The organism is Alkalinema pantanalense CENA528 (assembly GCF_050753345.1).
Lineage (GTDB): Bacteria > Cyanobacteriota > Cyanobacteriia > Leptolyngbyales > Leptolyngbyaceae > Alkalinema > Alkalinema pantanalense.
This window is the reverse complement of the sequence record NZ_JBLZFX010000025.1, coordinates 18,130-42,097: the sequence shown is the minus strand read 5'-3', so window position 1 is coordinate 42,097 and position 23,968 is coordinate 18,130. Positions and strand designations below refer to the sequence as shown.

21 protein-coding genes are annotated in these 23,968 nt (G+C 50.1%); 5 read left to right on the top strand and 16 right to left on the bottom strand.

Annotated elements, in window-relative coordinates:
• Positions 1–39 precede the first annotated feature (39 nt).
• Together ACN4EG_RS10515 and ACN4EG_RS10510 are read left to right on the top strand one after the other, a co-directional pair.
• The gene (locus ACN4EG_RS10515; RefSeq protein ID WP_431629361.1) at positions 40–1,305 is read left to right on the top strand and encodes a homospermidine biosynthesis protein; all 1,266 of its coding nucleotides are present in this window, start codon (positions 40–42) and stop codon (positions 1,303–1,305) included.
• Positions 1,306–1,843: 538 nt separating this feature from the next.
• Positions 1,844–3,196, top strand: a complete 1,353-nt coding sequence (locus ACN4EG_RS10510) for an NAD(P)/FAD-dependent oxidoreductase (protein WP_431629359.1) — start codon at positions 1,844–1,846, stop codon at positions 3,194–3,196.
• Positions 3,197–3,343: 147 nt separating this feature from the next.
• Here the strand turns inward: ACN4EG_RS10510 and ACN4EG_RS10505 are convergent, their stop codons facing one another.
• From ACN4EG_RS10505 to ACN4EG_RS10460, 10 genes are all read right to left on the bottom strand, one after another.
• Entirely contained in the window at positions 3,344–4,444 is a 1,101-nt protein-coding gene (locus ACN4EG_RS10505) for a beta-galactosidase (RefSeq protein WP_431629357.1), read from the bottom strand.
• Positions 4,445–4,785: 341 nt separating this feature from the next.
• Positions 4,786–5,898, bottom strand: a complete 1,113-nt coding sequence (locus ACN4EG_RS10500) for an AI-2E family transporter (protein ID WP_431629355.1) — start codon at positions 5,896–5,898, stop codon at positions 4,786–4,788.
• A 35-nt stretch (positions 5,899–5,933) separates the two neighbouring features.
• The gene (locus tag ACN4EG_RS10495) at positions 5,934–6,689 is read right to left on the bottom strand and encodes a DUF3153 domain-containing protein (RefSeq protein WP_431629354.1); all 756 of its coding nucleotides are present in this window, start codon (positions 6,687–6,689) and stop codon (positions 5,934–5,936) included.
• A 205-nt stretch (positions 6,690–6,894) separates the two neighbouring features.
• Positions 6,895–7,434 carry a hypothetical protein gene (locus ACN4EG_RS10490; protein WP_431629353.1) on the bottom strand — a complete coding sequence of 180 codons (540 nt, stop codon included), beginning with the start codon at positions 7,432–7,434 and terminating at the stop codon, positions 6,895–6,897.
• A gap of 154 nt (positions 7,435–7,588) precedes the next feature.
• Positions 7,589–8,116 carry an AAA family ATPase gene (locus tag ACN4EG_RS10485; protein ID WP_431629352.1) on the bottom strand — a complete coding sequence of 176 codons (528 nt, stop codon included), beginning with the start codon at positions 8,114–8,116 and terminating at the stop codon, positions 7,589–7,591.
• A gap of 78 nt (positions 8,117–8,194) precedes the next feature.
• Positions 8,195–9,490 carry a glucose-1-phosphate adenylyltransferase gene (locus ACN4EG_RS10480; RefSeq protein ID WP_431629351.1) on the bottom strand — a complete coding sequence of 432 codons (1,296 nt, stop codon included), beginning with the start codon at positions 9,488–9,490 and terminating at the stop codon, positions 8,195–8,197.
• Positions 9,491–9,714: 224 nt separating this feature from the next.
• A complete protein-coding gene (locus ACN4EG_RS10475) occupies positions 9,715–10,185 on the bottom strand; it encodes a hypothetical protein (protein WP_431629349.1) in 471 nt (156 codons plus the stop codon).
• A 227-nt stretch (positions 10,186–10,412) separates the two neighbouring features.
• Positions 10,413–13,706 carry a valine--tRNA ligase gene (locus tag ACN4EG_RS10470; protein ID WP_431629348.1) on the bottom strand — a complete coding sequence of 1,098 codons (3,294 nt, stop codon included), beginning with the start codon at positions 13,704–13,706 and terminating at the stop codon, positions 10,413–10,415.
• 287 nt (positions 13,707–13,993) lie between these two features.
• A complete protein-coding gene (gene asnS / locus ACN4EG_RS10465) occupies positions 13,994–15,379 on the bottom strand; it encodes an asparagine--tRNA ligase (protein ID WP_431629347.1) in 1,386 nt (461 codons plus the stop codon).
• A gap of 150 nt (positions 15,380–15,529) precedes the next feature.
• Positions 15,530–16,033, bottom strand: coding sequence for a sll0565 family protein (locus ACN4EG_RS10460; protein WP_431629345.1), 504 nt, complete (start codon positions 16,031–16,033; stop codon positions 15,530–15,532).
• Positions 16,034–16,185: 152 nt separating this feature from the next.
• Between ACN4EG_RS10460 and ACN4EG_RS10455 the strand changes: the two genes are divergently transcribed.
• Positions 16,186–16,542, top strand: a complete 357-nt coding sequence (locus tag ACN4EG_RS10455) for a DUF6439 family protein (protein ID WP_431629344.1) — start codon at positions 16,186–16,188, stop codon at positions 16,540–16,542.
• 2 nt (positions 16,543–16,544) lie between these two features.
• On the opposite strand, the gene ACN4EG_RS10450 is transcribed toward ACN4EG_RS10455, so the two are convergent.
• From ACN4EG_RS10450 to ACN4EG_RS10430, 5 genes are all read right to left on the bottom strand, one after another.
• Positions 16,545–16,826, bottom strand: coding sequence for a hypothetical protein (locus ACN4EG_RS10450; RefSeq protein WP_431629342.1), 282 nt, complete (start codon positions 16,824–16,826; stop codon positions 16,545–16,547).
• Positions 16,827–17,553: 727 nt separating this feature from the next.
• On the bottom strand, positions 17,554–18,105 hold the full coding sequence (locus ACN4EG_RS10445) for an ATP-binding protein (protein ID WP_431629341.1): 552 nt from the start codon (positions 18,103–18,105) through the stop codon (positions 17,554–17,556).
• A 521-nt stretch (positions 18,106–18,626) separates the two neighbouring features.
• Complete coding sequence (locus ACN4EG_RS10440) at positions 18,627–19,229, bottom strand: J domain-containing protein (protein WP_431629340.1); 603 nt, start codon at positions 19,227–19,229, stop codon at positions 18,627–18,629.
• Positions 19,230–19,553: 324 nt separating this feature from the next.
• Complete coding sequence (locus tag ACN4EG_RS10435) at positions 19,554–20,150, bottom strand: ATP-dependent Clp protease proteolytic subunit (RefSeq protein ID WP_431629339.1); 597 nt, start codon at positions 20,148–20,150, stop codon at positions 19,554–19,556.
• A gap of 171 nt (positions 20,151–20,321) precedes the next feature.
• Positions 20,322–21,014, bottom strand: coding sequence for an ATP-dependent Clp protease proteolytic subunit (locus ACN4EG_RS10430; RefSeq protein ID WP_431629338.1), 693 nt, complete (start codon positions 21,012–21,014; stop codon positions 20,322–20,324).
• A gap of 442 nt (positions 21,015–21,456) precedes the next feature.
• On the opposite strand from ACN4EG_RS10430, the gene ACN4EG_RS10425 reads away from it, so the two are divergent.
• Positions 21,457–22,401 (top strand): FTR1 family iron permease, encoded by a 945-nt coding sequence (locus tag ACN4EG_RS10425; RefSeq protein WP_431629337.1) that lies wholly within the window; start codon positions 21,457–21,459, stop codon positions 22,399–22,401.
• A 478-nt stretch (positions 22,402–22,879) separates the two neighbouring features.
• The gene (locus tag ACN4EG_RS10420) at positions 22,880–23,509 is read left to right on the top strand and encodes a ribonuclease D (protein WP_431629335.1); all 630 of its coding nucleotides are present in this window, start codon (positions 22,880–22,882) and stop codon (positions 23,507–23,509) included.
• Positions 23,510–23,788: 279 nt separating this feature from the next.
• Here ACN4EG_RS10420 and ACN4EG_RS10415 read toward each other — a convergent pair whose 3' ends face one another.
• Positions 23,789–23,929, bottom strand: a complete 141-nt coding sequence (locus ACN4EG_RS10415; RefSeq protein ID WP_431629333.1) for a hypothetical protein — start codon at positions 23,927–23,929, stop codon at positions 23,789–23,791.
• Positions 23,930–23,968: the final 39 nt, after the last annotated feature.

Below are 23,968 nucleotides of genomic sequence, written 5' to 3'. Positions count from 1 at the left end.
CATTGAGCGAAATGCTTTTTTACTGTCTGGAGTGCACTCATGTCAAAGTTTTATAGTCAAAAGATCACCCCGATGCCCATGCCGGAAAGCATCAATGTTGTGGATCTGGTTGATCAGTATTTCACCGCCTATAACTCAGCGCGGCTCCGGGAAACCTGTCAGTTATTAGCTCGCCAAGTGTTTCAGCCGGGAGTAACTGTTGGGCTGAGTTTGTCGGGTGCGTTGACGCCAGCAGGATTTGGAGTATCTGCGATCGCGCCGTTGATGCGGGCAGGGTTTATTGATTGGATTATCAGCACAGGAGCTAATCTGTACCATGACATGCACTATGGCCTCGGCTTAGCCCTCTATGCCAGCAATCCCTTTGTGGATGATGTGAAACTCCGACAAGAAGGTCGGATTCGCATTTATGACATTGTGTTTGACTATGATGTACTGCTCAGCACCGATGCATTTTTACGTCGAATTCTCCAGGCAGAACCGTTCCAGAAACGCATGGGCACAGCGGAATTTCACTACCTTTTAGGGAAGTATGTCTACGAGATTGAGCAGCAGGTGGGGGTTCAACAGCCATCGCTCCTGTCTACAGCCTATGAATGTGGCGTACCTATCTATACCTCTTCGCCGGGGGACAGTTCCATCGGTATGAATGTGGCAGCGGTGGCTTTGGATGGTAATGGGTTGTTCATTGATCCCATGATTGACGTGAATGAAACCGCTGCGATCGCCTATGCCGCTAGACAAACGGAGACGGGGGAAGTGGGTAAGAGTGCAGCCATTATCCTGGGCGGCGGCAGTCCCAAAAACTTTCTCCTGCAAACCCAACCTCAGTTACATGAAGTCCTCGGACTAGAAGAGCGGGGCCACGATTTCTTTATCCAGATTACCGATGCCCGTCCTGATACAGGTGGGCTTTCCGGGGCAACGCCCAGCGAAGCAGTCAGTTGGGGCAAGGTTGATCCCGAAGAGTTACCCAGTGCGATCGTCTGCTACACCGACAGCACGATCGCCCTACCCATTTTGACGGCTTACACCCTTAACCAAAGTGCGCCCCGGCCTCTGAAACGACTGTACGATAGTCGTGAAGCTATGATGGCGGAACTGCGCCGAGACTACCAGGCAGCCAAGACTGCAGCAAAGACTGCAGCAAAGGCAACCATAGAGTCCCAATCCGCCAGCATCTTGCCGCTAGAGAAAGTTGCTGAGGGGCCAAAAGTTGCTGAACAAGTTACTGAAAAATCCTCAGCTAAGGGGGCTGAGAAACCCATTGCAACCTATCCCTGTGGGACACCCATCCGACGGTAGCGATCGCGACATTGAAGCGGGCAATCTTTTAAAGAGTAGGTGACCAGTGATCTAGGAGGCTTGCCCGTCTTTCTCTCTTTTTAAGCTCTTTTGCGTTTTCTTTGCACCCATGCATTCTTTTTTTTGCACCCATGGCTACTCACCATTTTGGAGTGGAATCGAGGCTAAGAAGATGACTAGAAATGAAGTGAGGGGCTGATGGGAAACTCGATCGTTCTGTGCTTGATTGTGCTTTTTGTAAATCTTATCGATGGTATAGCTATTTCTAATCAGAATCTAGTTCCCATCAGACCGGTAGCAGGGAGTTGCCTACCACTACAGATCGATTATTCTCAGCCCCCATCAGCGCAGACAGGTCTCTTAGTTCCTACGTTTCGGACATTCCGCTCGATCGGGTGCGATCGCTATCCTGGAAAATAAAGTTCAAGAGAAGTTGATAAAGAAATATATCTTGATTATTACAATAGGTAACATTATCAATTAAGCTCAATAGCCCGTTTCCTCCTCCTGTTTCACAGTTACATCAGCGAAGGTCAACATGACAGACACTCCGGCTCGGCAGCGTGTAGTGATTATTGGCGGTGGCTTTGGGGGACTCTACACCGCAAAGGCGCTGGGCAGTACCCAATTTGAAGTCACCCTCATTGATAAGCGGAACTTCCACCTGTTCCAGCCGCTGCTCTATCAAGTTGCAACGGGGACGCTGTCTCCGGCAGATATTTCTTCGCCGCTGCGGGCGATCGTCAGTAAGCACAAAAACGTGCGGGTGTTGATGGATGAGGCGATCGACATTGACCCCGTGGCCCAAAAGGTGATTTTGAAGAGCCAAGAAATCGAGTACGACAAGCTCATTGTGGCAACTGGGGCCAGCCACCACTACTTTGGCAATGACCAATGGAAGGATGTGGCACCGGGTTTGAAAACGATCGAAGACGCGATCGAAATGCGGCGGCGCATCTTTTCTGCCTTTGAAGCAGCGGAGAAGGAAACTGATCCCGCCTTGCGGCGAGCTTGGCTGACCTTTGTGATTGTGGGTGCGGGACCTGCGGGGGTCGAGTTAGCTGGGGCGATCGCCGATCTCGCCTTTAAAACGATGAAGGATGATTTCCATCACATCGATCCGACGGAAACCCAAGTGATTTTGCTGGAAGGGCTCGATCGGGTATTGCCACCCTACCCACCGGAACTGTCTCAGAAAGCTCAGATTGCGTTGGAACGGTTGGGCGTCAAGGTTCAAGTCAGCACCCGCGTCACCAATATTGAAGAAGGTGCGGTTACGGTTCTGCAAGGCGAAGCCTCTAAGACAATTCCCGCGAAAACGGTGCTGTGGGCTGCTGGAGTGAAAGCATCTCCGATCGGCAAGGTCTTGGAAGAGCGGGCCGGAGCCACCCTCGATCGGGTGGGTCGGGTGATGGTACAGCCGGATCTGAGCCTCGCCTCTCAGCCCAATATCTATGTGATTGGGGACTTAGCTAATTTTTCCCATCAAGGAGATAAACCCTTACCGGGTGTAGCAGCAGTAGCGATGCAGGAAGGGGAATACGTTTCCGATCTGCTGCAAGCCCAGGCAAAAGGCGCAACCTTACCTGCGTTCACGTACACCGATCTGGGTAGCATGGCCGTCATTGGCGACAACGAAGCTGTCGTGGACATGGGCTTCATCAAGTTCTCTGGCTTCTTTGCTTGGTTAGCCTGGGTCGTGGTTCACATTTACTACCTCATTGAAGTCGATAACAAGATTGTTGTGATGACCCAGTGGGCTTGGAACTATTTCACCCGCAGTCGTGGGGCGCGGATTATTACCGGGACTGATTTACAAGCAGTTTCTGATTCTGTGGATAGTTCTGTAGATAGTGCTGAGGAAAAAGTCCCCGCGCTATCTGGGAAGTAGTGGATTCCCACTCAGTCTTCTCAAATTTGTCGGTTAAAACTCGGTTAAAACAGAGTACTCCGTCTTTGGCGTACTCTGTTTTTATGCAGAGTTTTATGTAGGGATTTTACACAAGTAGGCTATGGGGCAGCGTGGTTTCCGATCGACTCAAGCTTTCGGGGCTTGCAGCATTTGCTGAACTGTCCACCACCAAAGATTGCGATTATTCATCCGTTGCCAATACCAATATTCACAGCCCCACAGGAGAACGGTATTGTAATTCATGGTGGCCAAGGTATGCACCAACGATCGCATACGCGGCGGCGTTGCACTAGGATAGTGGGGCTTATCCATTGCAACCAATTTCTGCGGTTCCCAGGGTTCTGCTTGCGCCTCTGCTACCCAGGCTTCGCGATTGGAAGCTTGAATACGATTTTGCCATTGTTGTAACTGTTGCCAAAACTCCGGAGTCGGTTCTAAGTATGCACCGGAATTTCCCGCTGGAACTTTGGTATAGACATTGAACCCGATCGCTTCACTGGTGACTAAGCTGTTGAGAAATGCAGGTTCATCTTCTTCAAGCTTCGGACTGGGGAGATGAATCGCATTCGTGAGTACAATCCGTTGCTGGCCCCAAAGGCGCGATCGCACCATGGCCACTTCTCGACTCACAAATTCTGGACTGAGGAAACGACCACCTGCGATTTCCAACTGGGTAAAGGGTTCGTTTTCTACTTGCCAGTATTTGATAGCAGGAGCATAGCGACAGTGGTTAACTACCTCATTCACAAACTTGAGGGCAAGTTCTGCAACTGCGGGGCTGCGTTTGTCTAGTGGTTGATTTCCTGCACCCGTTTCATAGCGATCGCTAACCCATTGCGGGAAGTGAAACTCTGGCCACCTTGGAACTTTCATCCCAACTGCTAACACCACATCGATTTTGTGATCATGGCATTGTTCTAAAAACCAATCGAGTTGGGAAAAGTTAAGCTGATTTTCCTGGGGTTGAATTTCGTTCCAGTAGGCACAGAGGCGAATACGATCGAGCCCGAGACTGCAAATTGCTTGAAATGCTTTACGCACTTCTAACCCCATGTAGCTGCATTGTAACTGGCTAAACGTTGTTCCCAGATAGGGGGGTCTTGTACCACGGTTCAACATGGGATTAAGAGTTGCACGAGCCGGACTCCGAAAAGCTAAGGGTAACAGGCTAGCAGCAGTGGAAAGCAGGAAATTCCGCCGGGTGGTTCGAGAGGTTCGTAAAGTCACGATCGCGCAAGTACACGAGGTTTAACGGGTGTTTAAGCTTCAATTTAAAATGCACTGTAATAGCTTTACTCTGAACTGAGTTTGAGTCAAAGTTGTAGACGAAGTTTTATAGCTATAGCGAAAATTATTAGGACAATCATATTTTTGCTGGCAAACCGCTCGATTCTGCTAAATCCCTGATTAAGGGGAGGGGAGGAATCGAACCTATCGCATCAGTGAATCAATTTGATAGCACTGTCCTAACCCCATGGGCTATGGCAATATTCATCAAAAAGCTTCGTCTATCCTATCAATAGACCACCCATTTCGTCTGATTTAGGTAGAATTTGGGGCACCCATGCTTAGAGTTCATCCATCGAAGTGAGATCCTGACCTACCCCTCCTGTGGATTGAAGACTATCAACAATGATGGCAGGAGTTTTCAAACTCAGTAATGTATCGATCGTGCACTTAATGGTTCCTGCGATCGGGACTGCAATGAAGACACCGAGTAATCCCCCCACTTGCAAGCCAATTAATAAAGAAATAATAATCCAAATAGGATTTAACCCAGTAAAATCTCCCATGATTTTAGGAGCCAGTAGATTATCACGAATTTGCTGCAAAATTGTTGCTAAAACCGCCACCCAGACAGCCATCCAGAAATCCTGAAATAGAACTAGTAAGCTTACTAGACCAATTCCCAGGGCTGCACCAATAAATGGAATGAGCTCTGCAACGCCAATTAGTAAAGCAAACAGAAGTGCAAAAGGGACTTGTAATCCAAAAAAAATCGGAATCAGGGTCACCACCATAAACAAAGCTAGAGCGACCTGACTGAGAAAAAAATTATGGAAATTAAGCCGCAGTGAGGAACTAAAGGGAATGGCAAATTTGGGAGGCAGAAGGTTCATCAGTCCGGCCCACAGCTGTTCCCCATACAGCAACATATAGGAAGCAAGGACAATCACTAAAATGGTATCAACAAAACCAGATACCGTTCCTAGGGCAATTCCCAAGGCTTGTGGTGCTAAGTCCCTTAACTGATTTTCAATCTGGCTACTCAAACGCAGACTAAAGCCTTCTAGATCTAGGGGTAAGTTGCGACTTTTCGCCCATAGATCGAGCATTTCAACATTGTGGCGACTCGCATTTAGCCAATCTGGAATATTTTTGAAGAGTTGACTCATCTGGCTAACCACGATCGGAATCAGCGTCAGCCCCACGATCGATAAAATGGCCACTGTAATCAGCAACACAATCAGCACAGCGGGGATGCGTCGCACACGAACCCTTTCAAAAAAACGCACTGGATAGTCCAGCAAAAAGGCCAAGATTGCTGAGATGGTAACTAGCGTCACGAGGTGGCGGAAATAATTGACCAGCCATCCCAAAATGAATACATTTAACGCCCCGATCGGGACTAGCAATCCTAGAAACAACAAACGCTGTAAATCACGGGAAGGGCTGGCCATAGTGGATTTTTCTCTTAATTAGCAATCCAGTAAGTTCACGAACCCACTTGACGTTTGCGATAGTACAGTCCACCTGCAACCAATCCAGCAATCAGCACAGTGCCCCAACCCAAAGGCATGGGCATCCATACCACCGCTTCAATGTGATTCTTTTTGCCCGGTTGCAATTGCCAGGTTGCACCTTTTTTGCCATCTTTGCTGCTATCGTTAACACCCTTAGAAATTGGCGTTGAGCGTTGACCACCCGCACCCCACGGCCCTGTAACCCCTAGGGATAGATCAAAAATCTCTGCAGGGTTCAACAATGTATCGCTATCTGTCTCTGGCAGACTTAAGGCCGTTAAATCTACATCAAAGGCTAAGCGATCGCGCTCAAACAACAGCAAATTACTCTGCTTCACTTGCAAATTAGAAATAATTTCCGGTAGCGTCGCGCTGTCTGTGGCTTGAGTGTTCGCCGAAGGTGTAAAAAACTGATTGAATTTTTGCTCTAAGTCCTTAGCACTACTAAACGGAATCGCAATCTCGACATCTTGGCGTGACAGACGCTTGATTTGGCCTCGAACTTGGCGGGTTTGTACTTCCAGTTGGCTGAGCCAGGATTGTGCAGCAGCGGTTCCTAGCCCCTCTAGATGAATTTTTTGCGTGACCGTTCCCTGGTTAGGGCTGTCAAAGGCAATGCCCAGTTGATAGTCTACACAGCCCGTCAAACATAAACAGACTAAACAAAGGGTCCCTAGGATCCGAAGAGGGCGGAACAGGATGGCGATCGCCGCTTTTAAACGAGACATTTGCAAAACCATGACTATCCAACGGGCAGTGATTCAATGGGTATCTATAGGGAATAGGTTAGCAGGAGAACGAAGCCTCCGCCGTTTCCCTCAATTAAAGCTAACCTAACCCATCCAACGACTCTAACCCAACCCCTCAATCACCCCTCAAACCCATGCCTCGATTCCCCTCCCCAGCCCTCGGCTACCTGCCCTAGTCATGCAATCACTGCACTCCTAGCCACACCAAACTACAGACCACTACTAGAGCAGCCCCCAAAGCCCACCACAACGATCGCTCGTCACCCATCTCAACCTGACTGGGATCCGTAGGTTCAGGGATTTGATAACCGGGGGTTTCGGCGGGGGGTTTCGGTGTTGTTGGCACCAACTTAGAGGAACTCCAATTCCGCTCATCATTGCCGTCGATCGTGGCCAAATCGGGAATTTCCGTCAGCCATTCGGCCTTCATGCGTAATTTGGGGGCTTCCAGAATATAGAGCAACCGTTTGGCCTGTTTGCGGGTTTCATAGTCCGGGTGCTGCTTTACCAACTGACATAGCTCCAACGCCTGCGATCGCTCTCCTGCGGCTTCATAGGCAGTAATCAGCCAAATTTGCACATTGCCCTGCAAGGCCGTTCCCTGATCGCACAACGATCGGGCTTTTTCCAAAGCTTGGATGGAAGCGCGATAGTCTCCCCGTTCAAAGAACTGTTTCCCTCGCTGGAAGGATTCTAGAACGAACTCATGTTGCTCTGAAGTCACGATGGTTGAACTGGATACCGTTAATTTCCCATGGAACCTCGCAGCCTACCTTTTGAAGATTCGGCTGCGCTTTTCCCAGTCTAAAACGACCTGCTAAGGACAACAAGCACCCTGAATTTCCTAAATGGTTGAACCCAAATAGTTAGAGAAATCTCTATTCCCTGACCAGTCCGACCCCAGTAACGGTTACTTGCTGTAGGGGGGCATTCCAGACTAGGAGCCGATCGAACCCATCTTCGACCTGAGGGGGTGCGCCATAGAGTCGGCGGGCCATGCGTTCAATCACCGCCTCTGGCACTTGGCGTGATCGAGCTTGATTCCGCTCTAAACAAACTTGCAGGGGAAGCTCGACCCACAGTCCTACCACCGTCGTAAATCCGCATTTGCGCGCTAAGACGATCGCGGCTCGGCGCTGTTTTCGCACTGCATTTGTGGCGTCAAAAATTGCGAAAGCCCCTTGGCCTGACTGGATATCCGCTGTGGCTTGCAAAAACTGCTGACGGATTTCTAGCCAAATCTTGAGCCAAGGACCTTGAATACTTGCGTCTCCAAAAAGTTGCGCCCGGATCCCATCAGTGGAGATAACCCGAGCGCAGGGAGTTTGTTGTAACAATTGTTGCGCGATCGTGGATTTGCCACTTCCAGGCAACCCCACCAAGAGCAGCAATACCGGTCGCTGCATTAGTGGGCTGCTTAGAATGCTGGGGAGATCGTCCCAATCCATCGATCGACTCAACTCACTAGAGGAGCGATCGACCAATTAGATAATCGTGCCATCGGGAATGATGGCATTTTTCAGCACGACGACAATGCCACTGCGGATGTAGAAGCCAAGGTTTTCCCGGTTCGCTTCCTCCACCTGATCTTTATTGACAATCTGGACATTGCAGCCGATATGAACGTTTTTGTCCAAAATGGCGCGACGCACGATCGTATCTTTGCCAATGCCGACGGGGATGTAGTCACTGTGGCAATCCTGGGACTGCTCGCTAAAGGACTGGTAGTAGTCAGCCCCCATGATCATCGTGTCCTCAATAATGCATCCTTCTTCAATCCGCGATCGAACCCCCACTACCGAGTGATGGATCCGGCAGTTCTTCAAAATACAGCCTTCCCCGATAATGGATTCCGTGACATGGGTATCCAAAAATTTGCTGGGCGGCAAATAACGCTGGCGGGTGTAAATTGGCGCGTTTTCGTCGTAGAAGCTGAAGGGCGGACGGGGTTGTTGAGTGAGTGCCAGGTTGGAGTTGTAGAAGGCTTCGATCGTTCCAATGTCTTCCCAATAGTCGTTAAACAGGAAGGCTTGGATATTGTGATCTTTGGCAGCGTTCGGAATAATTTCCTTCCCGAAGTCGGTAAACTCTGGATTTTGTCGCAGCAGCTTGATCAGCACATCCCGCTTGAAGACATAGATCCCCATGGATGCAATATAAGGCGAATCTTTAGCCTCTTCTGCACTCAGACCTAGCACGGTGGTATCGACAGCCATAGACTTGAGGGCATCGCCCTTGGGCTTTTCCGAAAAATCGATCACCCGACCAGAATCATCAATCTTCATCAAGCCGAATTCCGGAGCACGGCGTTCATCCATGGGAACCACCGAGAGGGTGATATCGGCCCCGGTTTCGCGGTGGCGCTGGACAAACTCCCGATAGTCCATGCGGTAGAGATGATCCCCCGAAAGAATCACATACTCATCCACATCCCACTCCTGGAACAGCCAGAGGTATTGCCGGACTGCATCTGCTGTACCTTGGAACCAGTTGGGGTTTTCCGGAGTTTGGTTGGCAGCGAGCACCTCAACAAATGCCTCACTGGCTCCCAAACCCGACCCATTGTAAGTCCGCGAAATGTGACGGTTTAGTGAAGCGGAGTTGAATTGCGTCAGGACGTAAATCTTGTAGATGTCTGAGTTGATGCAGTTACTAACGGGGATGTCAATCAACCGATACTTACCTGCCAAAGGCACGGCAGGCTTCGCACGCTGCTTGGTCAGGGGGTATAACCGCGTTCCAGCACCGCCACCTAGAATGATCCCTAAAACTTTTTTCACGCGAAACCTCTAAAACTTGCCTATCAACTCCCACCAATAGTTTCAAACGGTGTGAGATCGTTTGCAAGGGGTTTGGGATACTTTCAGGGATCAATTTTTGTAATGATCGATCGTTGATTTTTGTGTTGAAGCACGTTATGTCATCTTCAATACCCTTTTCAACGCCACTGGAAGAGCAGTCAGGGTTGCAATTCCGAGGGTCAATCAATCACCAAACGCCAGTCCTAGCCAGCATTTTCAGAGGTTGAATCAGAAAAATCACCCTGCCCAGCTTCTAAACGACGTTTTTCCCGCTTTAATTCTTCTTCCAAAGCTTGTATTTGTTCCCGTCGCGCTTCTAGCTCTAGGGCTCGTCGATCGAGTTCTTGGCTTTGCAAGGTTAGAGATTGCCGCCACTGTTCCGCCCGTTCTCGCTCTTGGATAATAAACTCAGGAGTGATCCCACAGGTCAAGTAGCGCTGGACAATCTCTAGAATCCAGGTCTTAGCGTCGTAAATCCGCAGAATGTCCTTATTCCCAGACGTTTCCACCAAGACCAGTAGATTAGGCGAAAACTTTTCTGCTTGGCCACTGGAAAGTAAGGTTTCGCCAGATAATACCGCCCAAGCGTCTTCTGACTCCTGCACAGCAAGTAACTGAAATCCAGAGGTCTCCTCTGGCAAGTCTCTAATGGCCACTTGAGCAAGGTACAGCATGGCTAGCTTTTAGATAAGGATGAACGAACACAATCTAAGAACTCAGTGCAATGGTACCTCAGTCATCCGCAAGAAGAGACAAGTAAGCCTTCCAGCCAAATAAAAAGATGAACTCAACCGTCGATCGGTGAAGGTTGCGCCGGATCACATTTCCAGGCAACTCTCACCGATCGCGACTGAAATAACCTCACAGGTTAGCGCAGGTTAGCGTTCAGACAGCGTGAACTTTAAAGCAGCGCTAAGCGTTCCTTGAGGAGTTCTGCTTGCTTCTCCGCCTCTGCGAGGGCATCTTTTGCCCCTTGAACCACCTCGATCGGGGCTTTATCCACAAACTTGGGATTCTGCAAACGACCAGAGAGGGACTGAATTTCGGCCTCAACTTTTTTGAGGTCTTTGTCTAGCTTGGCAGTGAGGGCGGCAATATCGACCAGCCCCGCCAAGGGGATCAGAACCTGTACCGTACCCACAACGCCCGCGAACATTTGCCGATCGTTGGATAGCTCGGCGGATTTCGGTGCAGGATCCGCAGCTTCAGTCACGGGGGCAGCCTTCGGAGCAACGTCTGGGGCTAGGGCTGCGGGGGCGGTCTCCACGACAGCCGATTGGGGTAACAGTAAGCCATTGCCCAACACATCATCCTTAAGCTGGCGTAGTTTGCCAAAGGTGCGTTGGCGATCGGCGCGGGTCAGCAGGTTGTCCTTGGTATAGAGCACAGCATAGACAAGACCCAGGACTTCTAGAAGATTGGACAGAAAGGGCACCTGATACACCGTCCTCAGGGACGCTAGGGTGACGCTGAGGATGAAATAAAGCAAGCCAAAGGAACCGATCGTCAATGCAAACTTACGGTGCTGACCTAAGAAGTCAGTCACCGTGGACACGGCATCTCGGATTTCCAGTTTTTCCTGCCAGGTCTTTTCGCTCCAGGGCTTGCGGTTGGTGATCCGCAGGGTTTGGGCGGTGGGGGCAGCTGTAGAAGCCTGCGAGACTGGCGGTGCCATCGCTGGGACTGGAGTCGTGTTCGGGGCTTCCGCCGCAGGAACGATCGCCGGTGCCGACTGGGGATCCACGATCGTGAGTTGCTTCACCTTAGCCAAGTCGCGGATGTATTTCTGGCTAGCGATGAGGATTTTCCGTTCCCGATCGCTTTCCGATTGCAGGATGGCTTCAATCTTTTCACCGGGCTTGATCCCTGCCTCGGCCCGTAGGTTCCGCACCGTGCGAATCGCCCCAATGATTAACTCAAACTGCGCTTCCAAATCCCCATCAATCAAAGTCGCGTCAACGCTGGGATAGGCTTGCAACGCGAGGCTGATCCCTGTTGCCGGGTCTTTCTGGACAACGGTGTGCCAAATTTCCTCAGTGATGTGGGGCATGAAGGGATGGAGTAGCTTGATCGTCCCCTCCAGCACCAACGCTAGGGTTTGCTGGGCGACGGTACGGGAATCATTCTTGTCTCCCTGGAGACGGGACTTGACCAGTTCGATGTACCAGTCACAGAAATCGCCCCAGAAAAATTCATAGAGCAGTTTGGCCCCTTCCCCTAAACCAAAATTATCAAGATGGTGCCGCACTTCTTGGGTGACTTGGTTGTAGCGGGAGAGAATCCAGCGATCGCTCAATTCCAAACTGTTGGGATCCGGTGCACCCAATTGCTCCGGCGTTTGCCCATCCAGGTTCATCAGCACAAAGCGCGAAGCATTCCACAGCTTGTTGGTGAAGTTGCGGGAGGCTTCCACCGAGGGCGACTCATCCTTTTTGCGATCGTATTCCAGACGAATGTCCTGGCCAGCCCCGGTCACCTCCTTAATTAAGGTGTAACGCAGCGCATCGGTGCCGTATTTCTCAATCAGCACCAGTGGATCAATGCCATTATTTTTCGACTTGGACATCTTCTGGCCCTTTTCGTCCCGCACCAGGCCATGGATGTAAACATGCTTAAACGGCATCTGTCCAGTGAAATGCCCTGCCATCAGGGTCATCCGGGCCACCCAGAAAAAGATGATGTCAAAGCCCGTGACAAGGGTGCTGGTGGGATAGTAGCGCTGCAAATCTTCGGCTTCCGGATTAGGCCAACCCAGGGTGGAAAACGGCCACAGCCCCGAGGAGAACCAGGTATCTAAGACATCCGGATCCTGTTCCAACTGCACCCCTTCTCCAAATTGCTCGATCGCCTGCTGGCGAGCATCGGCTTCACTATGGGCAACAAAGAAGGGCGTACTGTCGGTAATCACGCCGCCGGTTTCGCTGACGGCATACCAGGCGGGAATTTGGTGGCCCCACCACAGTTGGCGGGAAATGCACCAATCGCGCAGGTTCGTCAGCCAGTCGCGGTAGACCTTTTTCCAACGATCGGGGACAAACTCCGGTGAGTTTTGCTCATCCAACGCTTTCAACGCCGTCTGCGCCAGCGGATCGATCTTGACAAACCACTGGGTCGAAATCATCGGCTCCACGGGCACCTTGCCGCGATCGCTGTAGGGAATCGTGGTTTTGTAATCTTCCACCTTGACCAGGCAGCCTTCCCGATCCATGGCTTCCACGACTTGCTTACGCGCTTCAAAGCGATCGATTCCTTGGAAGGCCCCCGCATTTTCATTCATCGTGCCGTCTTTGTTCATGACGTTGATGAACGGTAGGTTGTGGCGCTTGCCCATCTCAAAGTCGTTGGGGTCGTGGGCCGGGGTGATCTTGACGCAGCCGGTACCAAAGCTCGCATCCACGTACTCATCGGCAATGATGGGAATTTCCCGCAGTTGCAGCGGCAGTAGTACCGTTTGGCCGATGAGGTGTTTGTAGCGATCGTCGTTGGAGTTAACGGCCACAGCAGTATCGCCCAGCATGGTTTCGGGGCGGGTGGTGGCCACTTCGATGTAACCATCGCTTTCGGTGAGGGGATAGCGGAAATGCCAGAGATTGCCGTTAACTTCCTGGTTTTCCACTTCCAAATCCGACACAGCGGATTGGCTGGCGGGGCACCAGTTGACCAGGTAATTACCGCGATAGATCAAGCCCTCTTGGTAGAGTTTGACAAAGGCTTCCAACACGGCCTTTGACAGTCCCTCATCCAGGGTGAAGCGCTCCCGCGACCAATCCACGGAAAAACCCAGCCGCCGCATTTGGTTAGTGATGGTGCCACCGGATTCCGCCTTCCACTCCCAGGCACGGGCTAGGAATGCTTCACGACCCAGGTCATCCCGCGTTTTGCCTTCGGCTTTCAGTTGCTTTTCTAAAATGGTTTGTACGGCAATGCTGGCGTGGTCAGTCCCCGGCAGGCAGAGGGTATTTTTGCCCAACATCCGCTGGTAGCGCACGATCGTGTCGATCAAAGCGGTATTGAAGGCGTGGCCCATGTGCAGGCTTCCCGTCACGTTAGGCGGCGGAATCACCACGGAGTACATTTCTCCCGGTTGGGACGGATCGGCCTGAAAGACTGCATGTTCCTCCCAAAAGGCTTGCCATTTGGCTTCGGTGGTTTTGGATTCGTATTGGCTGGCGAGGGTGGGAATGGATGCAGTCATTGGGACAGATAGAATTTCACATTACAAAAATTGCTATCTGCCCATGATAGCGGCAAGTGGCGATCGGCGTGTGGCTCTGTGTCTGTCACTCTCATCACACCCGATCGAGCTTGCAAGTCAATAGGCTCATACTAAATTAATTGATTAATGCGATACATTCGATCCCCCCTACCCCCTTCAAAAGGGGGGATTCAGGCAAATTCTTTCAAAGTCCCCCTTTTTAAGGGGGATTTAGGGGGATCGGATCTGTGTTGCAATCAAAAGTTGATTGGGTATTAGCAATCCACCTAAAACTCAACACTTAAGGGGGTGCGTGGGAAGGGAATGACATCGCGAATGTTTTGCATCCCCGTCATGAACTGTACCAACCGCTCAAACCCCAAGCCAAACCCTGCGTGGGGCACTGTGCCAAACCGCCGCAGATCGAGGTACCACCAATAGGTCGCCGGATCTAAGCCCTGGGCTACAATCCGCCGCTCCAACACCTCCAGCCGCTCTTCCCGTTGGGAACCGCCAATAATTTCCCCAATTTTTGGAGCCAGGATATCCATCGCAGATACCGTCTTTTCCCCTTCATCCAAGCGCATGTAAAACGCCTTAATTTCCGTGGGATAGTTCGTCACGATCACGGGCTTTTTAAACAACTCTTCGGCCAAGTACCGTTCGTGTTCCGATTGCAGATCCAAGCCCCAACTAACGGGATATTCAAACGATCGATCGGCCTTTTCCAGCAATTCGATCGCTTCGGTGTAGGTCACCCGCGCAAACTCGTTGTTGATAATATTCTCCGCCGTTGCAAGAACGCTATTGTCAATCCGCTGGTTAAAGAACTCCATATCCTCCTGACAATGGTTCATCACATACTGGAAGATGTGTTTGAGAAATGCCTCGGCCAGTTCCATATCCCCTTGCAGGTCACAGAACGCCATTTCCGGTTCCACCATCCAGAATTCCGCCAAGTGCCGGGAGGTGTTGGAATTCTCGGCACGGAAGGTGGGGCCAAAGGTGTAGACATCGGAAAAGGCCATGGCCATAATTTCCGCTTCCAACTGCCCGCTAACGGTGAGATAGGTCGGCTTGCCAAAGAAATCCTGGCTGTAGTCCACTTTGCCGTTTTGCAGCGGTAGGTTGTCCAAGTTGAAGCGGGTGACGGTAAACATTTCCCCCGCCCCTTCGCAGTCACTCGCCGTCAGAATCGGCGTATGCACCCACAGGAAGCCCCGTTCTTGGAAAAACTGATGGATGGCCGTCGCGCAGGCATTCCGCACCCGAAACACCGCTCCGAGGGTATTGGTGCGCGATCGCAGATGCCCGATGTCCCGTAGGAATTCAAAGGAATGGCGTTTCTTTTGCAGGGGATAGGTTTCCGGGTCAGCGTCGCCATAGACCGTGACGGATTCTGCTTGAATTTCGATCCGTTGCCCTTTGCCTTGGGAGGGAACCAAGACCCCCACGATCGCCACCGACGCGCCCGTATTGATCCGTTTCATCGTCGCTTCGTAGTCCGGTAGCTCGGCGTTAACCACCGCTTGCAGCCCTGCCATGGAGGAGCCATCATTGACTTCTAGGAACGTGAAGGTTTTCTGTTCCCGTTTAGTCCGTACCCAACCTTGAATCGTGACCCGTTGATCCGGTTGGCCGTTGCGAATAATTTCAGCAATCCGTTTAGTCATGGCAAAGGCAAACTTGTTGAACACTGTTATTGAACACGCTTGTTGAATATTCAACCGTGATTGAACATTTGGATGCTGGAACAATCACTTTTAAATATTCACTTGCCTTCCATTCTCGCACTTTTAATTTTTAGCTGGGATTTGGCACGGCTATTTCAAAATTTCCTGCCGTTCCAAGGGTGTAGTCGGATTCGGGTTTGGCTGTTTCAGCACCCCATAGGCCAAAGTCCAGCCAATCACTAGCCCCAAACCGCCAAACCGCACCGCCTGCCAGAAATACTCCCGCACCCCTGACCAGGAAAATAAACGACTTTCTAGGGTGAATTCCAATTCGCCTAATTGCCGATCGATCGCCTCTAGTTCTGCTTTGAAGGTGGGGGCTTGAGGATCTAAGCGATCGCGCTGTTCCCCAAGCTCTGCTTTTTGGTATTGAGCAGCTTGGACTTCGTGGTAACGGGTTTTAAGTGCCTGGAGGGAAGCTTCGATCGCCTGCAATTCCTGCCCAAGATCCAACTCTGCCTCCCCACCTTGAGTCGCTATACCTTGAGTCCCTACGCCCCCAGAATGAATCGCCTTAGAAGCCATCTCTCCCGCAGGCCGATCGCCCTCAGGATTTAGGGAAATATCCGAAGAAGATGGGGGCAACGATGACATAGCACCTCTTACAGCAAAGCCTGTGTAATTAAAATTTTTAGGGTAGCTAGGGAGAACAAGTGGTTTTGGTGGTTAGGTCAGGGTCTGCGTTAGGCTGGAGAATAGTTCATGCAAAAGTTCATGCAAACCCTGTGGCTTCTGAGGATTTCACCATGACTGACCAAACCACTACTGCTGATCTCTCCCACTCGACTACCCCGATCGCGTCACAACCGATTGATCTAAGCGCGTTGAGTTCCTTAGAGCTGGCTCAAGCCCTCGCCGATCGCCTCGCGATTCGGGAACGGGATTGGCATCGTCTCAAGGGCAATCGATCGGCCCGTGCCCAGGAACAAGCTGCCGTCGCCTTGGTGTATCTGCTCAAACAGCAGTCAGAAGAGGCTTTACCCCGATTGCAACAGGCCGTGGGTTGGTTGGATAAATCTATCTCCGCGCCCCCCTGCCCGAGTCATGGCGATCGCAAGCTTCAAGCCAGTGTGATGCAAGCTAGTCCTACTTCTGAAGCTTAAGTTTACTTTTGCAGTTTAAAGAAATCAGCTTGCTGAACTTGCTTCGCATGGTAAGCCACAATACAAGATAACCCGTTAACCTGGGTGGGGTAGGCCATCAACGACGGATGGGGTGAGCTAGAACCTGTCATCGCGGTGGCCATGGGCTGCACCATTAGCGTCAACAAACAGGAACACCCCGCCAAGAGTACCAAATCTAACTGCCGGGTATTAATCCAAGCAGGTTGCCGCATAGCTACAGCACGACGGGAAACGGGTGCACGGTTAATAGATTGAGACTTCATAAGGGGGGAATGTTGACGCATCGATTACGGATTCCAAAAAGATTCCAAAGGTGACCTACGCTAAGATAGCCCAGTTTGCCAAGATTTGAACCTACGGACTCAAGTCAGGGTATCCGAACATAGGGTGAGGGTTACTAGGTTGCCATCCCATTGAATAGAGTCAGCAACTAGTCCAGAATACCCATTGCCATGACCAGAACGGACAGCGTCCTGAGAGACGATCGAGAGCATCGCAAAAACGGACTACTCCCTGGGCTCAACTCTCTCAGTACCACGCCACTCTTGCTCTACCGCAATTGACCATAGTAAGAAACCAATTAACGCGAGTCCCGCAACTCCATCCAGCCAAATTAGACTGTGCATTTTGAAGGACATGGGTGCAACCCTTGGAAAAAGGTAGTGCCCCGGACTCGATACACTGGTAATTGAATATATTCCTAAAAATAAGAATGCTAGCCAGAATAAGCGTCTGATGTATAGCAGCCAGTAACCCAATAGTCCAATTGGAGTCATCCCAATTACAGTAGCCAGAACGCCGCTTGGCGTAAACCAGTCTGGCCCAGGATACTGATTTAGAAATAGAGCATTGTCCGTGTAGTGGAGCCCAGTGGATAGGAGATTCAGAACGATGATGATTAGTAGAACCTGTTGAGGGCGGCTTCGGAAGATTCATTTAGGACTCCTTCCTCAGGCAGCAGATAGCAAGCACATCATGCTAAAACGTCAGCTAAGAAAAAATAGGGTTGCGCCGACCTTCTCGGAGCTGTTTAGAAAGACGCAACTCTGTGCCTTGAGAGTTCCACTGGACTTGGTCAAAAATCTGATGCAATATAAATAATCCTCGTCCACACTCCTGATCATCACAGAGGTCTTCGTCGTAGACCTCACAGCGGGAACAGGGCGGCGTAAAGCCACAGCCTTGGTCACAAATTACCCATTCACAACGCTCAGAGCTAGCAGAAAAGTAAACTTGAATTGTCTTATCCGGATCAAGTTGGTTGCCATGTTTTGCGGCGTTTACCAACGCTTCCTGTAAGCCTAGGCGAACTTCTGGCTGCCAGACATGGGGGACATGATCTAAAAGCAGGTCTAGGACTGGAACAAGATACAAGGTTGAGGGGAAACTAAGAGTCATCCAATTCCGTTCAGCCAAACGAGGCAACATCGAGAACACAATCAACCTCGCACTGTGAGTGGGACGCCATACCGTCAAAAACCACATACCTTCCCACCGTTGACCAACCAGCAACAGGAGCACCCCGGTACTGAAAAGCCCCACGATCGCGGTAAGGAGCAAGCTTTTTTATGATTCTTTCAAAACTATGATTTTTAGCACTCTTATGTATAAACATTATACCAAAGTTTTTAGGCAACCGTCAGCACCTTTCTATCGCTATGAGGGTTGTAAGACGCGACGAGAGCGCTTTGGAGTAAAGTCTTAGGTCAATGGATAGAAATCATTAATGTTAGTAATTGACTTATATTAATTGACTTATGCTGGTCGATCTGTATTAACTGAGTTCTGCGATCGAGCCCATAATCAACCAAGCGGGATATAGAGCCTATTTGAAATCTATGGCGAGAACCTTAACTTCCCAAAGCTCTTAACATGATTCGAGGAGATACCTTAGAAATGAGTTCCCAGAAGGAATTAGAACCAAGATCCCAAATGGGTTCTCTGGGCAAAGCAGGACATAACCCCAACAAAAAGCCCAATCATTAAGTTTGATTACTTTTTAAAACGAAATATTTTCGATAAATCGTGCCCTGCATGGCACAAATATCTGGAGGATGTCCCTTTCAACCCAGTTGAGAAGGGGGGCGTTGGGCAAAAGACTGAGGTTTAGGGTGCTGGACTTGTTCAGGAGATCGGGCGGGATTGGAGCGTAGCTTTTCCAACTGGTCGAGGTCGCGATAAATTGCAGCTTGTAACGATCGATTGTGGGGATCGGTGCGCAGGGCCTTCTGTAGGTAGCGTTGGCCTTGTTCCCATTGCCGTTGCGCAATCAGCCGATTCCCCCACTGGTGGTAGGTCAGCGCCTGCCACTGCCGAATTTCCTGATCCTGAGGCAACCGCTGGGCCAGTCCTTCCACCAGTGCGATCGCGTTGGGAAACTTTTGGGCTTTAAATAACGCTTGCAGTCGTTGATAGGCATCCTGCTTCAACTGCACGTCTGGAGAGAGGGGAAGCGGGTCGGGCTGGGCAGGGTCAAGTTTTGCGTGAGCTAGGAGATACTTGTAGGCTGCTGTGACTTGGATAAAGCGAGTCTTTCGCGTTAAATCTTGTTCTAACCCAGTATCAGGATGCAATTGACGCGCTAAACGACGATAGGCTCCCTTGATATCTTCATAGGAAGCCCCTGGTTTTAACTCCAGCACTCGATAGCAGTCATGCAAATTCATGGTTTCTGACTAGGATCCAATTTCGGATTATCCATGCTGGTCAATCGCCTTTGTCAACATCCTCATCACAACTGTCGTCTGAAAAACATTTCGTCTGAACAACAACTATTGGCCAATACATCATTGGCCAAGGATGCCCCCAATACATTCAGTCTCCATCGAATAGTGATCTCTATAGAAATGGCAGAACTCCTCAGAATTCTGCCATCATTTACTCTGAAATCAAAAAAATCGCGATTCCAGGCTGGGTAATGCTGACTTAGTTAATCAATTAAAGCTAATCAATTAAAGTTAATCGATCAAAGTTAACAGATCAAACTCAGATTACTTAAGAGTTTCAATCACTTGATCAATCAAGCCATAGTCCTTAGCTTCCTGAGCAGACATGAAATAGTCACGATCGGTGTCCTTATCGATTTTCTCAACGGACTGCCCTGTACGATCGGCCAAAATTTGATTCAACAAAGCACGGATCCGCAAGATTTCCTTCGCTTCAATTTCAATATCTGAAGCTTGACGGCGACCAGTGCCACCCAGAGGTTGGTGAATCATGATCCGAGCGTGGGGCAGGGCCAAGCGCTTGCCCTTGGAGCCAGCAGCCAACAGAAAAGCACCCATGGATGCCGCAAGTCCAACGCAAATCGTTACAACCTCCGACTTGATGTATTGCATCGTGTCGTAAATTGCCATGCCTGCGGTTACCGATCCACCGGGCGAATTGATGTAGAGGTAAATTGGCTTAGTGGAATCTTCCGAATCAAGGTACAGCATAGCCGCAATGATGGAATTGGCCAGCGAGTCGGTGACCTCTTGCCCCAGGAAGATAATACGCTCTTGATTGAGGCGAGTGTAAATATCAATCCAGCGCTCGTAGGTGCTACCTGGCAAGCGATAGGGAACGCTGGGAACGCCGATAGGCATAGGTCTTGCTCCTTTCAGTCAGTATGAGTTCAGCAATGGGAGTTCAGCCAAGACGGCTTGAGCTAAGGGTGAAGATGGGTACGGTGACTGGAGGAGTGCTCCTCAATGTGTGCAAATCAATCTGCAAGTCAATCTGCAAGTCAATCCGCCCAGCTTGTTACTCACGAATTCTTAGGTCAAGACTGAAGCGACGGGCTTGGGTAAATCCTTAGGACTTTCTAAGACACGATCGATTAACCCATACTCTTTTGCATCGTAGGGCGTCATATAGAACATGCGATCGGTATCCTTCGACAGCTTTGTGATCGGCTGTCCGGTATTTTTCGCCAGAATATCCAGCATTGCCATTTTGTTGGCTAATACTTCCTGGGCCCGAATTTGAATATCCGTTGCTTGTCCTTGGGCACCTGTTCGCGCTTGATTGAGCACGATCGTGGCGTGGGGCAAACTAGCTCGGAAGCCCTTAGTTCCTGATGACAGAATCATTGCGGCTGTCCCCATCGCCTGTCCCAAGCAAATGGTGTGTACGGCGGGCTTGATGTATTGAATAGTGTCACAGATGGCAAAGGCTTCGGTTTCGTAGCCGATCGCATCGCCATCGTACCAGGAGGTACCCGTTGAGTTGATATAGAAGTAAATTGGCTTTTCGGGATCATCAAACTGCAGGTACAGCAGTTGAGCAATGATCAACTCAGTGACATCAATGCCCACCCGGCGTTTTACATCATCTGAGGAAAACAAAGGCATCCCGAGGTAGACAATCCGCTCCTTCAGCAGCAGAGACGGCATATCTGGCGGTGGGGTGCGATAAACCGCATCGCCACCATAGTAGGGCGCTTGAACAGCCTGAATCGGTGAACTCATCGCAATTATTCCGGTGCCTGAACCTGTTGCCTAAATCAATGTACACGAACACGTCAGTTTGCCTAAACCGCGTATCGCGTTTTTCTATAGTAACCTGCAAAGACTAGTCAGGGGCGGTTTTGGGGTGGGGAGATCCGAACGGGATGCCATGGGCGATCGAGTCAGGGCGATCGGGGAAGTCGTGTTTTGTGAGGGTGACCATTCACACTAGACAAAACTGACCGACAACCGGGATGGTTAATTTTGATAGGAATTTTTGGGTCTTATCACTTCAGCAACCGCTCTAAACCACTGACCGACTAGACCCCTGACTGATTAGATACCTAGCTGACTAGACCACTGGCTGACTAGACCACTGGCTGACTAGACCACTGGCTAATTAGATAACTGACTTAGCAGATACCTGACCTATCCATTGACCTATCAAACGACGAACCAACCTATGAATTTCACGGCCCTGTTACCGACCTTTTTGATTACCTTGCGCGAAGGCGTTGAGGCCGCCCTAGTGGTGGGGATTGTCATGGCTTATCTCAACAAATCGGGAAAGGCGGCATTCAATCGCTGGGTCTACTTGGGAATCGGTCTAGGTATTCTCACAAGTTTGGGCATTGGAATTGTCTTTAACGGTACTTTGTGGGCTTTGTCCCGATCGACCCAAGTCTATGCCCCTGTTGTCAAGCAATTTCTGGAGGGGGGCTTGGGAATCGTTGCGATCGGGCTCTTGAGCTGGATGTTGGTTTGGATGACCCAGCAGGCCAAATCCCTTAAAAAAGGCATTGAGGGAGAGCTTTCTTCCGCTTTACAAACGTCCAACGGAGCCGGTTGGGGGATTTTTGGCATTATCTTTTTTGCGGTGCTACGGGAGGGGTTTGAGACGGTCGTGTTCATCGCAGCTCAATTTCAGCAGGGCTGGTTGCCAGTAGGTGGAGCGGTGCTGGGATTGCTGGGGGCAACCTTGATTGGCATCCTCCTGTTTAAATGGGGGATTCAGATCAATCTCAAGCAATTTTTTCAGGTAATGGGGGTCTTCCTACTGTTAATCGTAGGGGGACTCGTGATTGGGGCGTTGGCACACCTCGATCGAGGTCTGGGTCTGCTGAATGGATTGCTAGCACCCACACAGAGCCTTTGTTTCACTGATCCAGGGCAACTCAATGCATCTTGTTTCCTGGGGCCGCAGGTGTGGAACGGCCAACAGGTTTTGCCCGATCGGCAATTTCCTGGCATCGTGCTCAAAACGTTATTGGGCTATCGCGATCGGCTCTACCTAGGGGAAATGGTTGCTTACTTAGTATTTTGGATTACGGTGGGCACTTATTATCTGCGTACAATTTCTGAGACTGTCTCCTCTAACGCTTCTGTCCCAAAATCCCCACAGTCCTAAGGGAAGCCCAAGCAAAAAATAAGGGCTATGGATAAGTTCCTAGCCCCCGATTGCACCTTATGTTTGATGTCCTGAGAGAGGATCACAACCGACCATCTCACCATAGAGTTTCTGGAGAAATCCAACGCACCTCAGCTGACCTGGGAAGGAACACTGAAGTAACGACGCTTCAATAAAGTTTCAGTATAGCTCGTTCCGTATATTCCCTATACTAATCGCCCCAGTAAACAACGTCATTTTCTAAGTATTCTTTTTAACTCAAGCTTTACACAAATACGAGTTCCGTAAAGCTACGGAGAGATTCTATCTCGATGGTAGAAAAATGGATGGATTACACTCGATCTCTGGATCCCTAGCTCGGACAGGGGAACCGCTATGGAATCAGACAGTGGACTCTACAAGTGGACTCTACAAATTGACTAATTTAGCTGAACGCTTGATACACTGGCGAGCAGCGATTAGACGGGAACTGATATCCATGGACGCTTTAGACTTTCAGATTTTTGATGAAGACTTGTCTACCGATCGATTGAATGACTACCTTCAGGAAACCGCCATTGCGGTGGATACGGAGACGATGGGACTGCTGCCCCTGCGCGATCGCCTTTGTTTAGTGCAACTGTGTGACAGTCACGATCGGGTAACGGTTATTCGCATTGCCAAGGGCCAAACATCTGCTCCCAATCTCAAGCAGTTGATGGAAGCTCCTTCAATTACCAAAATTTTTCATTTTGCCCGCTTTGATATCACCACGCTTTGGCATTACTTGGCGATCGAGGTGAATCCGATCTTTTGTACCAAAATTGCCAGCAAACTCGTCCGCACCTATTCCCCGAAACATGGCCTCAAGGATTTGCTGCAAGAGGTGGTTGGTATGGAGTTGGATAAAACTGCACAAAGTTCCGATTGGGGCAATGCGGCCAATCTCAGCGAAACTCAACTGCGCTACGCCGCTAACGATGTACGGTTTTTGATTCCGGCACGGGAGAAACTGATGGAGATGCTGCTCCGCGAAGATCGGCTCGCCCTTGCGGAAGAATGCTTTGGCTGTCTGCCCACCTTCACCAAACTAGATTTGTTGCAATATCAAAATTTATTTGAACATTAACCAGTCGAGATTTGGCTGGCTAAACCATTTCACGGGCGCATTCATCACTTAATAGTGGTGTAAATGCCTCCGAAATGGGAACGATCGTAGGAAAAGCATGATTGAATGTAAAGTTAATACAACAAGTTTGCAACCTAAGAAATAAGTAGAATTCATTGGACAGGAGCCAGTCGATCGAATGGAACTCAAGTAATTCTGGATCACGCGATCGACTTCTACCAAAATCCCGTCTTTTCGATCGCCTATCTACGTTACAAAGCTTTTGCAAAAGTCGGGATTTTACCCCCGATCGACTTCAAAGACGATTTCGTAATTCCCTTGGGGATACAAGCGCCGCAAAACCTTTAAATGTTCCGAGGCATCATTGCGTTTGCGAAAGCGAGCGACGGTGAGTCGTTGGCAGTTGGGTAAATGTTGCACAATGCACCATGGCCATAGCAAATCACGGTAAGACTGTCC

What these genes read in the sequence shown, in the direction of transcription:
- ACN4EG_RS10515 (WP_431629361.1), top strand. Translation starts at nt 40, where the DNA reads ATGTCAAAGTTTTATAGTCAAAAGATCACCCCGATGCCCATGCCGGAA.
- ACN4EG_RS10510 (WP_431629359.1), top strand. Translation starts at nt 1,844, where the DNA reads ATGACAGACACTCCGGCTCGGCAGCGTGTAGTGATTATTGGCGGTGGC.
- ACN4EG_RS10500 (WP_431629355.1), bottom strand. Translation starts at nt 5,898, where the DNA reads ATGGCCAGCCCTTCCCGTGATTTACAGCGTTTGTTGTTTCTAGGATTG.
- ACN4EG_RS10495 (WP_431629354.1), bottom strand. Translation starts at nt 6,689, where the DNA reads ATGTCTCGTTTAAAAGCGGCGATCGCCATCCTGTTCCGCCCTCTTCGG.
- ACN4EG_RS10485 (WP_431629352.1), bottom strand. Translation starts at nt 8,116, where the DNA reads ATGCAGCGACCGGTATTGCTGCTCTTGGTGGGGTTGCCTGGAAGTGGC.
- ACN4EG_RS10475 (WP_431629349.1), bottom strand. Translation starts at nt 10,185, where the DNA reads ATGCTGTACCTTGCTCAAGTGGCCATTAGAGACTTGCCAGAGGAGACC.
- ACN4EG_RS10470 (WP_431629348.1), bottom strand. Translation starts at nt 13,706, where the DNA reads ATGACTGCATCCATTCCCACCCTCGCCAGCCAATACGAATCCAAAACC.
- asnS (WP_431629347.1), bottom strand. Translation starts at nt 15,379, where the DNA reads ATGACTAAACGGATTGCTGAAATTATTCGCAACGGCCAACCGGATCAA.
- ACN4EG_RS10460 (WP_431629345.1), bottom strand. Translation starts at nt 16,033, where the DNA reads ATGTCATCGTTGCCCCCATCTTCTTCGGATATTTCCCTAAATCCTGAG.
- ACN4EG_RS10455 (WP_431629344.1), top strand. Translation starts at nt 16,186, where the DNA reads ATGACTGACCAAACCACTACTGCTGATCTCTCCCACTCGACTACCCCG.
- ACN4EG_RS10450 (WP_431629342.1), bottom strand. Translation starts at nt 16,826, where the DNA reads ATGAAGTCTCAATCTATTAACCGTGCACCCGTTTCCCGTCGTGCTGTA.
- ACN4EG_RS10440 (WP_431629340.1), bottom strand. Translation starts at nt 19,229, where the DNA reads ATGAATTTGCATGACTGCTATCGAGTGCTGGAGTTAAAACCAGGGGCT.
- ACN4EG_RS10435 (WP_431629339.1), bottom strand. Translation starts at nt 20,150, where the DNA reads ATGCCTATCGGCGTTCCCAGCGTTCCCTATCGCTTGCCAGGTAGCACC.
- ACN4EG_RS10430 (WP_431629338.1), bottom strand. Translation starts at nt 21,014, where the DNA reads ATGAGTTCACCGATTCAGGCTGTTCAAGCGCCCTACTATGGTGGCGAT.
- ACN4EG_RS10425 (WP_431629337.1), top strand. Translation starts at nt 21,457, where the DNA reads ATGAATTTCACGGCCCTGTTACCGACCTTTTTGATTACCTTGCGCGAA.
- ACN4EG_RS10420 (WP_431629335.1), top strand. Translation starts at nt 22,880, where the DNA reads ATGGACGCTTTAGACTTTCAGATTTTTGATGAAGACTTGTCTACCGAT.